A 14,455-nucleotide genomic window follows, 5' to 3' on the forward strand; every position below is an offset into this window, starting at 1 on the left:
CAAGTAGTGAAACTCGTCAATAGGAAATCATATTAGGTAGATGCTGTCTACTAGAGTGGGGATGTGCGCCGAGATTCGTTCCCCAGCTCGACCTCTAGGTCGCTCGCCTGTCAGCCGATCTCTGAGGCCCGATCTGTGACTGCATGACGCTCAAGTACCGTGCCTAACACAACCTTGCGGCTTGCAACCGCTATGTCGGCTCATGAGGCGCTCAGCGAGACCAGCCTCGCTTGCATTGCGACGTTTCGGGAAGGTTGGACAGAATTGCCCAGTGTGAACAACCCCGGTCGGAAGCAATCCAAGCGTTCAATGTGGTATCCCGCCGCCGCTACCGCCGCCGATCGCGGCGGGTTGGCTGCTGGCGAGGCTGGCGGAACATATCGAGCAAGAGCAGGCCCTCGATCTCGTAGAACTCGTACATCCGCAGCATCTGCTGCAGTTCCGGGTCGGCGTGACGGTACAGCCCTTCCATCAACCCCTGCGCGACTACCGGCTCGAACATCTTCGAAAACTTGTTGTTCTGGATCGCGATGAACAGCTTGTAGAGGTCGATCAGCTCGGTGGCCGAGAGGCGCGTGTCGCGGTCCGTCTTGATGATCCGGCCGGAGGCCATGCGCACCTTGAGCCCGTGCTGCTGGGCGAAGCGATTCAACTGGTGCTCGAACTCAAGCGCGATGCGCGCGTAGTCGAACAAGATCAGCTTCAGGTAGATCGACTCGACCGCGAGCGTAAACAGCTCGATGATCTTCTCGCGGTTCGGCGGCACCGCCTCGACGTAGCCGGCACGGGCGAGATGGTAGAGCGCGCGGGCTGCCTGGAACTGGGTGATGCCTGCCTCGAGGGCGATCGCCGCGACGTCGCGATGCCCGTCGACCAGCCGGAAAACCGGCTGGAGCTCCTCGGGCACCGGCTCGACCGGCATCGGAGTTCGCTTTCGGAAGATCACATACACTGAGGGTACCACCGGGCTGATCTCGATCCACTCGTCGACCCGGCGGGTGCCCTCGATGATCAACTGCATGCTGTCGATGCTGACCGGCACGCCACCTTCGTAGACACCGTGACCAGCCTTGAAGGTGAAGCGGCAGTTCCGCCAGAGGAAGAGGGTGTAGATCGAGATCTCCAGGAGCTGTTCCTGGCAGGCCTGCAAGTCGGCATCGGTGATGGTGCGGGTGATCTTGAGGTGGCGGATGATCGCGTCCTCGGTGCGGATTCCTCTCCGCCGGAGCTCTTCCAAGTGCGAGAGCTCGACCTTGCCGGTGCGGATCAGCAGGTCTGGGATGCTCGGCAGGCGAGACCCCGCCGCGACATACGTGATGGCGCCCTGCTCGAACGTAATCGTCCGCGTGTTCCACCCCTGGATCAGGGTGAGCGTGCCTGTCTTCCGGAGGAAACTCAGCATCTGGAGAAGGTCGGAGAGCGTGAACGCGCCCAACCGGCCCTGGAGGTCATAGTCCTCCACGCCGGTCGCGAGCCGCGAGGGATCGAACCGATCGGTCATGGAGTGCCTCCGAACGGCGTGACTGTGATCCGTGACTCGCCGACGTGGCCAGCGAAATCCGAAGCGCGGACGGTCAGCGTCGCCTGGCCGGTCGCGCTGGCGCTATCCCAGAGGGCGATCCACACCTGCTGCTCGGGCAGGTAACGGAGCTCGATCGGCGGTCGATCGCCGGCTAGCAGCTCGACCCGCTCGACCCCGACGTTGTCTGTCGCCCGCACCCGGACGGTGACAAAGCGGCGCGGCAACGTGCCCGCCTGCGGGCGCTCGATCTGCACGCTCGGCGCTTCGGTATCGATGGCGAGCGCCTGCCAGACTAGGCGGGCGATCTGCTCATGCCCCTCGTTGGTCGGGTGGACGTCGCCTGGATACCAGGTCCACTCCGCGATGTGGCCGCGGAAGGCTGCCTCCAGATCAACGATCCCGGTACCGTGTTGAGAGGCCGCCTCCCGGATCACGGCGTTGAACTGGGCCACCCACCAGGCGTCGGTTCGCTCGGCGGAGGGATCTCCCTCGCTGAGGTCGTACACCGTCGTGACGACGACGGGAGTTTCCCTGCCAACGGCCTCGCGCAGGGCAGCAAGCGCGGCCGGGTAGTCCTGGCGAAAGCGATCGAGCCCGGCCTGGCGCTCCTCGGGGGGTGCGTCCGTGAGCTCGAGCAAGTCGTTGCCGCCCAGGCTGAGCATCACCGCGCGGATCTCGGCTTGCTGCGAGCGGATGCGCGTCACCTCGTCGCGGAGGCGAGCGAGCTGGTCGCCCTGGAGGAACGACCGGGTCGTCTCGCCTGGTACGGCCAGGTCGACCAGCCGGGTCGACCGGCCCGTCGCCTGTGCGAGCAGATCGCAGACCAGCCGTGGGAAAGCCCGCTTGCGTGGCAGCGTGGTGCCGACCCCGGCGCTGATCGAGTCGCCCAGCGCCAGGCAGACCGGTTCCGGTGCGGCGCTTACCGGCCGGATGGCCACGAACGGAAGACCGGCCAGCGCGGCGAGCGCCAGTGAAGCCAGTGCAGTGGTCCAGCGATCGCGGCTCATCGGCTGGCTCCGACCGGGAGACCCAACCGGCTGAGGGAAGCGCGCAGCAGCTCGCGCGCCGGCTCGTGGGTGAGCGCCACGACCGCGTCAGCCGGGTCGAGCAGCAGGGTGTCGGACTCGAGATGTCGCTCGAAGTCAGGCTCTGGCTCGGCCGAGACGACGAGGTAGGCGACCAGCCTCTCCTGGCTGTCAACGGTGAAGCGCAGTGTCCCCGCCCAGCCGATGACCTGTGCCCTCAGCCCCATCTCCTCGCGCACTTCGCGTAGCGCGGCTCGGTATACAGGCTCGCCCGGCTCGATGTGGCCTTTGGGCAGGACGATCGTGCCGTCGGAGGCGCGGCGGAGCGCGACCTTGCCGTGACCCTCGAGGAGCACGACCGCCCCGGCCTGGGGGATAGCCGTCTCGGTGCCTCCGGCGAGCGCGGAGAGCTCGAGCTCGGCCCGGAGCTTGGCGTATGTGACTGGGATAAGCTCGGGCAAGACCATCGTGTTGGCCAGGATCGGCATGAAATTGGCGTCACCCTGCCAGCGCGGTACCACGTGAACGTGCAGATGATCGCTGATGCCTGCGCCGGCGACGGCACCCAGGTTCAGGCCGATGTTGAACCCGTCGCAGCGCAGCACACGGCGCTGGGCTTCGGTAAGCCAGGGCAGCAAGCCGAACAGTTCGGCGTTCGTGGCTGGGTCGAGCTCGCTCAGCTCGGCGGCGTGTTGGAAGGGGACGACCATGACGTGCCCGGTGTTGTAGGGGAAGAGGTTCATGATCAGATACGCCCTCTCGCCCCGGTAGAGGATCAAATGCTCGACATCGTCACCAGCGGCCGGCTTGGCGCAGAAGATGCAACCCTCGTGGCGTACATCGCCGGCCACGTAGCGCAGCCGCCAGGGAGTCCAGAGTCGCTCCATCGTCGTGCCCGCGAATCCGCTCATACCCCACGAGACATTCAGTACAGATCGTAACACAGACGTCTCTCTCCTCAGCCCAAAAGGTCTGCCGGCTGGATGGAGATCATGGCTAGGTATTTCGGGCTAGTACGAGTGTAGCTCCTCTGCCTGGCCAGCTTCCAGGAACACAGCCCTCGTCCCATCCTGTCCCATGTATCCGACCGGCAGCGTGCGAGATCGGAGGAGTCCTGACAACTGCCCGCACGCCCCCGCGCTTCCAGCCCTCACTGGCACCCCGCGTACGATCGCAGTAAAATGAGCTATCGCCTGCGGGTGGGTTGACTCCGTTACTCTCGCTGTACCATACTACGCCGGCAGGCGTTGCCTCGAGGGAACGTCATTATCGAGGAGATAGACACTCGCATGGCAGCGCTGAGGCAAGCGGGAGAGGGAAGGGATCCGGCGAGCGGGATAAACGGGTTATTTGTGCCGCCTGTGCCGCGTCGCCGGCGCTCGAAGGTTTCCCCCCGGATACCGAGCGTCGTCCAAATGGTGATCGACGCGGGGCTTGTCCTCGCTGCGTTCTGGCTGGCGCACACGCTGCGCTATCAAGCTGAGCTCGGCGGTGATGTGCCAGCGGCCTTCGTGCAGCCGTTCGGCGCCTTCGCCGACAAGGCCGCGCTCCTCGTCCTGGTATCCCTGGGTATCTTCGCCGTGCGCGGGCTCTACCGGCTGCCGCGCTGGACCAGCCTCGTGGACGAGAGCTCGATCATCGCCAGCGGCGCCACGACCGCGATGGCGATCGTCATTCTGTACAGTTTCCTGCTCCGCTTCTCACCGTCTCGCTTGATCTTCATCTATGCCTGGATCCTGATGATCGCGCTCTTGATCGGCGAGCGGCTGCTGGGGCGCTGGGTGAAGGCCCAGCTCTGGGCACGCGGCATCGGGGTCGACCGGGTGCTGGTTGTCGGGGCCGGACCGGCTGGCCAGCGGATCATGCAGTATCTCTACAACCACCCGCGCCTGGGCTATCGCGTGATCGGGTTCGCCGACGTGCAGGCTCCTGCCGAGGAGCTGGCCCTGGCGACCGAGCGGCGCGTCGTTCACCCGCCCTACCTCGGCGATCTCAGCGAGGTGACCGAGATCGTGCGTTCGTCCCAGGTCGACGAGGTAATCGTCGCGTTGCCACCTGCCCATCATGACCAGATCCTGGAGATCGTCGAGCAGTGCCGCGAACTCGACGTTGCTTTCTCGCTGGTGCCCGATCTCTTCGAGCTGGCGCTCGACCGGGTTCAGATCAGCGAGGTGGCCGGGTTACCGCTGATCGGGATCAAGGAAGGCCAGATCCAGGGCTGGAACTATGGGATCAAGCGAGCGATGGACATCGCTATCGCGCTGACTGTGCTGGTCCTGGCCGCGCCGGTGATGGCCCTGATCGCGCTGGCGATCAAGCTCGACTCGCCCGGCCCGATCCTCTTCCGGCAGGTGCGCGTGGGCAAAGGCGGGCGCCATTTCATCCTGTACAAGTTCCGCTCGATGGTCGACGGAGCGGAGCAGCAGCAGCCAGTGCTCCAGGAGGTCTACGGGCGCAGTGCGCTCCTCTTCAAGCTGCGCGACGACCCTCGAGTGACACGGGTAGGCCGGTTCCTGCGCCGGACGAGCCTGGACGAGTTGCCCCAGTTCTTCAACGTGCTCAAAGGTGAGATGAGCGTGGTCGGCCCGCGCCCGCCGGTCCCGGCCGAGGTAGCCGAGTACCAGGACTGGCACTTGCAGCGTTTGATGGTAACTCCGGGCTTGACTGGACTCTGGCAGGTGAACGGGCGCAGTGACCTGAGCTTCGACGAGATGGTCCGGCTCGATCTCTACTACGCGGAGCACTGGTCGCCCTGGCTGGATATCAAGCTGATGCTCCGTACCGTGCCAGTTGTCCTCACTGGTCGTGGGGCCTATTGAACCAGCCTTCGATCTCGCATCGCTTCACACCGCGCGGCGCCTTCGCTCCCAGCAAGCGGCACGTTTACCGCGCCGGGTCGAGCGGTGCCTTCGCTACCAGGCGAGCTAGCGCCGAGGCATGGCCCGGCATGTGACGGCCAAACCCCTACGCTGGCTCCGACGGCGGCGCGAGCTGCTCGGTCGTCGCCCGCGAGGCCGCCTGCTTCTTGCGCTGGTAGTGCCGGCGAGCCTTCATCCGGTTCCCGCAGCTCCGCATGTCGCACCAGCGCCGGCTGCGATTGCGGCTGCGATCGATGAACAGCCAGCCGCAGGGCGGGTTGGCGCATGCTCGAACCCGATCCAGCTCGCCCGAGACCAGGAGTTCGGCTGCCGCTCGCGCGATCGGCCAGAGGAGGCAGTCAAGCATCTCGCCCCAATCGGCCCAGCCCCAGGTGAATAGCTCACCCACTCTGGCGATCCGCAGGTGATGCGCTGCCTCTCCGAGCGCGGCGTTCAGCAGATCCAGGTCAGCGGTATCGGGCGGTCGCCGGTGGGCTATAGCGGCGAAGATGCGATAGATCGACTCGCGCAGCTCGATGGCCCGGGCCAGCGCAGCCCGCGCGGCCGCTGGGTCTCGCTGCGCTGACTCGTGTAGCAGCGCCGCGCTGGTGGCGTCGAGCAGGCCGATGCGCTCTCCCCAATCGAGAAGTGCCTCGTAGCTGGTGAGGGTCTCGACGGGCTGCGCGCTGGCGTGCCAGTCGGCGGTATTAGCGAAGGCGAGTGCGAGGTTCCCGCTATCTGGTGGATGCACGTCTACGACGTACACGAGGCCAGCTTGTCCCTTCCGAGTCGCACCGGCTGACGACGTTCGAGAGCCGTACCGGCAAGTAATTCACAGACACGATGCCCTAACCGGCCGAAATCGTATCGGAGGTTACACAATCTGTCAAGCCGGGATGAGGCTGAAGGGGCGATCACACCCTGTGCCTCTCGCCTTCTCTGGCCCGCCTTTATACCCGACTCCCGGACGCTTCAGAGTACAGGCGATACTGCCACCATATCCCGGTGGTGTTCCGAGCCAGGCGTCAGTCCACAGGCGTCGTGCCCTGGTCCAGCACTGCGCCGCTCTCGCTCACGAAGGACCACTCGTAGCGGTCAGGGAAGAGGCGGAGGACCAGAACTCCGAAGCTGGTCTCGTTCAGGTACTCGTCGCACGGCTCTTTGCTCTTGTTCGCATCGGTGTCCTGCAGGTTCTTCCCGCCATTGCCGACTACGAAGTGGCGGATGCCGCCTGCCGAGCAGACCGAGCTGGCCGTCTGCGGCGCGAATCGCTGGTAGTTGTGGTCGTGGCCCGAGAGCGTCAGCTCCACGCCGTAGCGTTCGAACAGCTTGTACAGATCACCGAGCTCGCCCTTGCAGCAGTTGTGGTACTTGCCGGTCGACCAGTACGGGTGGTGCATGTAGACCAGGAAGTGCTTTCCGGCGTTAGCCTCGAATACGCTGGCGACGAACTGGTATTGCGGGGAACCGGCCCGGCAGCCTCCGACTTCATCACAGTTCGAGTTGACAGCGATCGCGACCCAGTGCTCGTCTAGCGCCCAGGCGTAGTACCCCTTGCAGTCCTTGCGGCAGCCCGGCTCCAATGGCGTGGCGCGGTCTCCGAAGTAGGCGAAGTACCCTGCCGCGCCACCGGTGCGGTACTCGTGGTTGCCGACCGCCGGATAGGTACGGTCGAGCAGGCGGCCCCAGGTGGGGTCGTAGCTCGCCCGGTACTCCTGGAGTGCCCCGTCCTCGTACTGCGTGTCGCCGAGAACGAGCACGTAGTCCGGGCTCTGCGCCAGCGCGACGTCCGAGGTGTACTTGTGGCGGCAGGCGGAGTCCGTCCCCGCGTTGTCGTTCCAGCTATCCGACTGCGGGTCGCAGGCGATATCCCCAGCCGCCACGATAACGACGGGGTCTCCGCTAGACGGCGGCGGAGCGGGCTCGGGCATCGTCACCGTTGCTGAGGCGCTCGGCTCGGAGAGGTTACCGGCAGCGTCGCGCGCTCGGACCTCATAGGTATAGGTGGTGCCCTGAGAGACCGACGTGTCGCTGTGGCTGGTCACGTCACCCAGGCTCGCCAGCAGCGCGCCGTCGCGGTACAGATCGTAGCCGGCGATCGGGCTGCTATCGGTCGCCGCCGTCCAGGTGAGATCGATCTGCCCTGGGCCTGCCACCACCGCGCTCAAGTCGGCCGGCGGGCTGGGCGGCGTGCGGTCCACGATCCAGGCGTGAGCGGCGGGTGTGGGGTCGGCGTTGCCGTCGGCGTCGAGCGCGCGGACTTCGAAGCTGTGCTCGCCCTCCGCGAGGCCGGTATAGGTTTGGCCACTGGAGCAGGGCGAGTAGGCGCCGCCATCCAGGCGACATTGGAACGAGCTGTCCTGCTCGGTTGCGTGGAAACTGAAGCTGGCTTCCTGGCTATCGGTGAACGCCGGCGGCCCGCTGTCGATCACGGTGTCGGGCGGCGATGTAGCGACCGGGAGGGTGACCGTGACCGGGGTGCTCGCGCTGGAGAGGTTGCCGGCCAGGTCCCAGGCGAGCACGCTGTAGGAGTAGGTCGATCCACCGGTCACTGTGGTGTCGGAATACGCGGTCTGATCGCCGACGGTGGCGAGCAGCTCGTCGTCACGGTAGATCTGGTAGCCGGCTATCCCGTGGTCGTCGCTCGAGGCTGACCAACTCAGGTCGACCTGGGTGGGGCCGGCGGCGCTTGCGGTCAGGCCGGTGGGCACGCTCGGTGGCGATGTGTCGACCGTCCAGGTGAAGGACGCGGGAGTGGGGTCGACGTTTCCGGTCGCGTCGGTCGCCTGTACCTCGAAAGTATGGTCACCGGCGCTCAGGCCGGTGTATTCGACCGGGCTGGTGCAGGGGCTCGCTGCGCCTCCGTCGAGGCGGCAGTGGAAGCTGCTCCCCTCTTCGGTTGCATGGAAGGCGAAGCTCGCGCTCGTGCTCGAGCTCAGTGCGTGAGGGCCGCTGTCGATGAGCGTGTCCGGTGGCTCGGAGTCCTCTACCGGTGGGGTCGTGGGCTCTTCCGACTCTGCAAGGACCACCACGAGTTCCGGGGCGTGCTGTCCTTCGCGCGAAGAGACATCGAGACCGTCGTCGGAGTTCGGGATCAGGGCGATCGTGTAGGTCCCATCGCTCGTTACTAGCGCGGTGACATCGAACTCCGCCCAGGTGCCCGCTTTCAGGGTGCAGTGGTCGTGCAGCGGGCTTCCCTTGATTGCTGGCCGGTTGCTCCAGGTGAGCGTCTCCTCGTCCCAATCGTTGCTCGCGGCGTAGGCGATCGGCCCGTTGGCGGTGCTATCGGTGACGTAGACGCGCAGCGTCGCCCGCTGGACTGGCCCCTGGATGCCGGTCACGGTGAAGCGGAGGTAAGTCTCCCGGCGAGGTGAGCCATCGATGAGCAGCTCTGCCTCAGCCCCGAAGCTGGTGTCCGGAGACCGCTCCTCGACGTAGGTGTCCGCGTCAGGACTGAACCGCATCTCCTGTGGCCCACCGGTCGCTGGCCAGGCCAGCAGTAGCCAGATGGCGCCAGCGACTGCCGCCAGCAACAGCACCTCGCGAAAGCGGCGAGCCTGCTGGAGGCCGCTGCGGAGCAGCCGGCCAGCAGGCAGCATGCTGATGCTCGACCAGTGTTCTCGTTGCTCATGCTTGGAATCCATTGAAGCCCTCCCATCCCCAGTCCGATGCGGTACTTCGGTCGGGCACTAGCCTCGGCTCGCCATGCTGGCTTGACCATCTCCAGCCGGTTGCAGGTGGCGAGCTCAGGGCTGGAGCGACCCGGGCGGAGCTGCGCAGACTCAACCCGGCGCGAGGGGGCGGCACGGCGCTGCGCGGTAAGCGGGCACCGGTGATGCCCGGGGAGATCCAGGTGACTGGGCCGGACATCCATCGGCGGCACGGACGGGCATGGTCAGGAGAAGAGTGGAACGCCGCCCGCGCAATCGCCTTCGTTCAGCCGCGTTCAGAGCGATCCGAAACGTATGAAGACTCTAGCGAGCGCTGCTCGGCATCGCCAGCTCTGGTAGTGACCAATCGGTGGCCGGGTGCTGGCCACTGTATAGCCATTTGTTGTTCACGGCGGTCGAGCGGGCAGGTGGGCACTAGCGGCCGGTGTCGGATAGAGATGGCCGGCAGGCGACGTGCCCGGAGCGGCGAGGAGGCATCGGATCACCGCGATACTGCATTGGCTCTCCTCAACGAGACGCTCGGCACCCACTAGCAGGAGTGGGCGGTGCCCCGCCCTGCGTAGTTCGAGATCCCAACGAGTGTAGCCGCCGAACTGCGTGAGGCGCTGGCGACTTCGGCTTCGTGGTGGCTGCCTCCTGGGCCGAGGATTGCCCGCAGCTCCGGATCCCGATTCGAGACCTGTCACCTTGTCTCCCTCGTGACCACCTGAGGGAGGCACGGTAGACTACGGCCGTGGCCGTGAGGGCGTCCGGCCGCGCGTGCAGGGAGGAGTGTGCGATGTCCACCGGAAGCTGGGCGGTGCCGGTCAGCGGGCCGGCCGCAGCCATGCGCTACCGCCAGTACAGCTACTGGCTCGAGACCTGCGACGACGACCTTACCCCTCGCCCGCCGCTCGACGGCTCGATCGATGTCGATATCGCCATCCTCGGCGCCGGCTACACTGGCCTCTGGACGGCCTACTACCTGCTCAAGCGAGACCCCTCGCTGCGGGTCGCCATCCTCGAGCGCGAGGTCGCCGGCTTCGGCGCCTCCGGCCGCAACGGTGGCTGGGTCACTCCCGGCTTCCCGCTCTCGCTCGGCCTGCTGGCCAGGCGCTATGGCGCCGACGCCGCGCGGGCCATCGCTCTCGCCATGTTCGAGACGGTCGACGAGGTGGGGCGGGTGCTGGCTGCCGAGGGGATCGACGCGCACTTTCACAAGGGCGGTGCGCTCAGGATCGCCCGTGGCCGGCACCAGCTCCCGGCGATCGAGGAGTCGTGGCGCACCTATGAGCGCCTGGGTCTGACCGAGTGGTACGAGCGGCTCGGCCCGGATGAGCTGGCGCAGCGCATCCGCGTCACCAGGGCTGAAGGCGCGATCTTCGTCAAGCAGTGCGCTGTCGTCCACCCGGGAAGACTGGTGCGCGGGCTGGCCCGGGCGGTCGAGCGGCTGGGCGCGACCATCTACGAGCAGACACCGGTGGTCGACTTCGTGACTGGCCAGGCCCCCCGCTTCGTCACCCCGCGTGGCGACGTGCGGGCCAGGGTGCTGGTGCTGGCTGGCGAGGCGTATCTCTCGCAGTTGCCCCGGCTGCGGCGCGCGCTGATCCCGGTCTACTCGCTGATCGTCCTCACCGAACCGGTGCCGGCCGAGGTCTGGGAGGAGATCGGCTGGCGAAATCGGGAATGCGTGGCCTCCAACCGCTACACGGTCGACTACCTCTCCCAGACGGCTGATGGCCGTATCCTGTTCGGTGGGCGTGGTGCCCCCTACCACTTCGGCTCGCGCATCGACGACGCCTACGATCGCCACGGGCCGACGCACGAGATGCTCCGCCAAATGTGCTACGACTGGTTCCCGATCCTGCGCCTCAAGGGAGTCGGCTTTACCCACGCCTGGGGTGGCCCGCTGGGCATGCCGCGCGACTGGATGCCCACCATGCGCTACGACCCCGGCCAGGGGCTGGCGATGGCCTGCGGCTACACTGGTCAGGGCGTGGCCACGGCCAACCTCTCGGGTCGCGTGCTGGCCGATTTGATCACCGGGCACGAGTCGGAGCTGACCCGGCTGCCGATGACGAGCCACCGGATCCGCCCCTGGGAGCCAGAGCCGCTCCGCTGGCTGGGCGTGCGCTTCGTCCAGCGCGGCTTCATGCGCATCGACGACGAGGCCGAGCGCACCGGCCGGCCCCCGAGCGGCAAGAGCCTGGTCGAGCGCCTGGGCGAGCACTAAGGCCGGAGCTGAGCTCGCGTGACGCCGCCCTCGGGCGGGCCGCTGGAAGCGTGGCCGAGGCGGCCGACCAGCGGCCCCGGGCCACGTCCCGAGGGCCGGCAGAGATCAGACACCAGGCCCGTTCCTAGCGCAGGCTCCCCTCTTGACCACAAGTGGGCTTGATGACACGGGCACGGCTGGGAAGCCGGCGAGGCCGCGCTCGCGCGAGGGTGCGTCGCGCGGGGCGGCATGCTAGCATGGCTGGGCGGAGTAGCGGCGGTGAGGTAGGAGGGAACCATGGAGCTCGATCTCGATCTGCTCAAGCGGCTGTGCGAGACGCCAGGCATCCCCGGGCGCGAGGAGCGCGTGGCGGCAGTCGCCCGCGAGGCACTGAAACCGGTCGCTGAGGACGTCCAGGTCGATGCGCTGGGGAACGTGATCGCGCGCAAGGCGGGTCGCGGGGGGCCGTGCGTGATGCTGGCCGCTCACCTCGATGAGATCGGCTTCATGGTGCGCTACATCGACGAGCAGGGCTTCCTTCGTCTCCAACCGGTCGGCGGCTTCGATGCCCGAGTGCTGCCAGCCCAGCGCGTGCGCGTCTGGACTCGCGACGGTGAGGGATTGATCGGCGCGCTCCAGTTGGCCACCAAGCCGATCCACCTGCTCCAGCCCAACGAGCAGAAGCCCCCTCGGATCGAGGAGTTTTATGTCGACCTCGGCCTGCCCTCCAGTGAGGTGCGGGCCCGCGTGGAGATCGGCGATATGGTGACGCTCGACCGGCCGCTGGAGGTGACCGGCCCACGGGTGCTCAGCAAGGCGCTGGACGATCGGGTCGGCGTCTTCGTGATGATCGAAGCGCTGCGCGCGCTCGGCGCGCACGAGGCAGACGTGGTGGCCGTCGCGACGACCCAGGAGGAGGTGGGGCTTCGCGGCGCCCAGACCTCGGCATTCGGGGTGGAGCCCGACATCGGGATCGCGCTCGACATCACGATCGCCGGCGATGTGCCGGGGATCGACGCGCACGAGCAGGTGACGAAGCTCGGCGGAGGGGTCGCCATCAAGGTGTTCGACACCTCGCATATCCCCAACTACCGGCTGGTGCGGCACCTGCGGGAGGTAGCCGAGCAACACGGGATCCCCTACCAGCTCGAGGTGTTGCCGCGCGGGGGTACCGATGCCGGAGCCATCCAGCGCGCGCGGGCCGGCGTGCCGGCAGTCACGGTCTCGATCCCGACGCGCCATGTGCACACGGTGAATGAGATGGCTGACCTGGCCGATATCGAAGCTGCCGTGCAGTTGATTGCCCGCTATCTGGAAGTGGCGCATACTGGAGACTACCGGCCGCGATAGCTGAATAGCCAGGAAGAGGGGCTCTCGATGCGGCCGGTGAAGGGACGGTTGGGCGCGCTGTGGCCGAGACATCGAGCCCACGAAGGCGCGGTCCCGGAGTACTCCGGGTGGGAGGCCTGGTAGCTCTTCTCTGCTGTGGGCTGCTGGCCAGCCTCGCCCCGGTCGCGGCCGACGGCGACGCCGGCTGGCGCTTCGTCGACGTGGCGATGGAGCCGATCAGCCCCCAGGCCGGTGATCTCCTGACGCTCGCTTTTACCGTGCTGGACGAAGCCGGTCAGCCACTGCCCGAGCTGGCGGTAACGGCTGCGCTGCGTGCCCCGATCACCGGATACAACCAGCCGCCACCGCCGCCGGCCGCTACGGTCCGCGGCCAGGGCGGCGAGCAGCCTGGCCGATACGAGGTCCGGGTGCCGCTCAACACTGCCGGGCGCTGGTGGGTAGAAGTGGAGCTGAATGCAGCCGACGGCCGGCACGATCGCTTGAGCCGCTTCATCGAGGTGGAGCCGCGCTTCCGTATCCCGGAAACCGGTAGCCAAGACCTGGTCTTCTTCCGGGGTGAGCGCTGGAAGACCTACTATCGGGTCGATCCCGCGACCGGCCAGGTGGCGCTCCTGGGCGGTGACGAGGTGCTACGCGCCGGCCAGCGTTGGCTCGTCACCGAGCGCCGGCTTAGCCCGGTAGATCGGGTAAGCCAGGCGTACGGCGGGCGCTGGAATCTCTCGCTGGTCGTTACTGATGGGCAAACCGGCGAGCCCGCGGGCGAGGTGCAGCTCGGCGAGGTGCGAGCCGCGGTACAGGACGGAAGCAGCAGCTCGCCAGCGCTGGTGAGCGCGGTGGCCGCTGACCCGAGCGGGGCACGCCTCTATGCCTACTGGGCGTGGAAGCTCGGCCAGGGTTGGAATGCCCAGCTTGCCGCGATGGATCCAGAGGGCGCCACCGTCGTCGCGACGCGCATCATGCCGGGCGCGCTGCTCGGCGACCGCGTGGTGCCGCAGCTCGCCGTCTCCGGCGATGGCGAACACCTGGTGCTCGCCGAGCAGGTCGTTCGGGTGGAGCCTGAGTCGGGATTCCGGCTCACGGTGCTGAGAACGTCAGACCTCGAGGTGGAGGCGAGTCACCGCTCGCCCGGCGAGGCTACAACGCCCTGGGCCGGCTGCCCCATTACCTACCCGGGGATGAGCGGGCTAGCCACCGGGCCGGAGCTCCGCTGGTACGCGCTCTGTACTGGGGGAGCATCAGGGCCGGTCTTGCTCATCTGGGACCCAGTGGCGGGGCAGGTAACGCAGCAGATCGACCTATCAGAGCTGAACACCGCGAGCCCAGCACTAGCGATCGCCGGGCAGACGCTCTATGCCGTTGCATCCTGGGCGCCGGAGGCCATCGCTGTCGACCTGGTCACCGGTGAGGTGCGGCGCGCTCAGTTGACGACCGCTGGCGAGCCTCCGCTCTCGCCCATCGAGCGGATCATCCGCTGGCTCGTCGGCGCAGTGATATCCGATGCCCGTGCTGCGGGACAACCTTCGCGCTGGGTGGTGGCCGACACGCAAGGACAGCGGCTGTACGTCGTCGCGCCGGTCGGGGGCGCGACTGGCTTCGGCGATGGCATCTGGGTGCTCGACGCCGGTACGCTCGCGGTCGTGGACCGCTGGCTCGTGGGCCATCCGATCATTGCCGTCACCGTGACGGATGCAGGCACAGTGGTCGCGATCGAGCGCACCGAGGGGGCGGGTGACCGGGCCTTGATCCTCGGCCCCGCGGGCGAGATCGAGATGGGCATAGCGTTGCCAGGGCCGATCAGCGATACAGTCGTGAGCGGGTGAGTTCGAAGCGCGAGACAG

Annotated in this window: 9 protein-coding genes; 4 read left to right on the plus strand and 5 right to left on the minus strand. The window is 67.1% G+C overall.

The features are described from left to right. Positions 1–328 precede the first annotated feature (328 nt). Genes NET02_RS14905 through NET02_RS14915 form a run of 3 tightly spaced genes read right to left on the minus strand, consistent with a single transcriptional unit; the run spans position 329 to position 3,491 of the window. Positions 329–1,501, minus strand: a complete 1,173-nt coding sequence (locus NET02_RS14905; RefSeq protein WP_284058225.1) for a DUF4388 domain-containing protein — start codon at positions 1,499–1,501, stop codon at positions 329–331. Further along, positions 1,498–2,529 carry a GDSL-type esterase/lipase family protein gene (locus NET02_RS14910; RefSeq protein ID WP_284058226.1) on the minus strand — a complete coding sequence of 344 codons (1,032 nt, stop codon included), beginning with the start codon at positions 2,527–2,529 and terminating at the stop codon, positions 1,498–1,500. Before NET02_RS14910 ends, NET02_RS14905 begins: the two co-directional genes overlap by 4 nt. After that, on the minus strand, positions 2,526–3,491 hold the full coding sequence (locus NET02_RS14915) for an HIT domain-containing protein (protein ID WP_284058227.1): 966 nt from the start codon (positions 3,489–3,491) through the stop codon (positions 2,526–2,528). Before NET02_RS14915 ends, NET02_RS14910 begins: the two co-directional genes overlap by 4 nt. 471 nt (positions 3,492–3,962) lie before the next feature. Between NET02_RS14915 and NET02_RS14920 the strand changes: the two genes are divergently transcribed. After that, the gene (locus NET02_RS14920; protein ID WP_284058228.1) at positions 3,963–5,366 is read left to right on the plus strand and encodes an undecaprenyl-phosphate glucose phosphotransferase; all 1,404 of its coding nucleotides are present in this window, start codon (positions 3,963–3,965) and stop codon (positions 5,364–5,366) included. Positions 5,367–5,511: 145 nt separating this feature from the next. Here NET02_RS14920 and NET02_RS14925 read toward each other — a convergent pair whose 3' ends face one another. Together NET02_RS14925 and NET02_RS14930 are read right to left on the minus strand one after the other, a co-directional pair. Then, positions 5,512–6,171 (minus strand): CGNR zinc finger domain-containing protein, encoded by a 660-nt coding sequence (locus tag NET02_RS14925; RefSeq protein ID WP_284058229.1) that lies wholly within the window; start codon positions 6,169–6,171, stop codon positions 5,512–5,514. A 259-nt stretch (positions 6,172–6,430) separates the two neighbouring features. Next, positions 6,431–9,049: a CBM96 family carbohydrate-binding protein gene (locus NET02_RS14930; protein WP_284058230.1), complete on the minus strand. Its 2,619-nt coding sequence runs from the start codon at positions 9,047–9,049 to the stop codon at positions 6,431–6,433. A gap of 805 nt (positions 9,050–9,854) precedes the next feature. Here NET02_RS14930 and NET02_RS14935 point away from each other — a divergent pair. The 3 genes from NET02_RS14935 to NET02_RS14945 all read left to right on the plus strand — a co-directional run bounded on the left by NET02_RS14935 (position 9,855) and on the right by NET02_RS14945 (position 14,437). Further along, a complete protein-coding gene (locus tag NET02_RS14935; protein ID WP_284058231.1) occupies positions 9,855–11,288 on the plus strand; it encodes an NAD(P)/FAD-dependent oxidoreductase in 1,434 nt (477 codons plus the stop codon). 276 nt (positions 11,289–11,564) lie between these two features. Beyond that, positions 11,565–12,617, plus strand: a complete 1,053-nt coding sequence (locus tag NET02_RS14940; RefSeq protein ID WP_284058232.1) for a M42 family metallopeptidase — start codon at positions 11,565–11,567, stop codon at positions 12,615–12,617. A 107-nt stretch (positions 12,618–12,724) separates the two neighbouring features. After that, a complete protein-coding gene (locus NET02_RS14945) occupies positions 12,725–14,437 on the plus strand; it encodes a hypothetical protein (RefSeq protein WP_284058233.1) in 1,713 nt (570 codons plus the stop codon). Positions 14,438–14,455: the final 18 nt, after the last annotated feature.

This window comes from Thermalbibacter longus (assembly GCF_023806485.1).
In the GTDB taxonomy this organism is placed as follows: domain Bacteria; phylum Chloroflexota; class Chloroflexia; order Thermomicrobiales; family Thermomicrobiaceae; genus Thermalbibacter; species Thermalbibacter longus.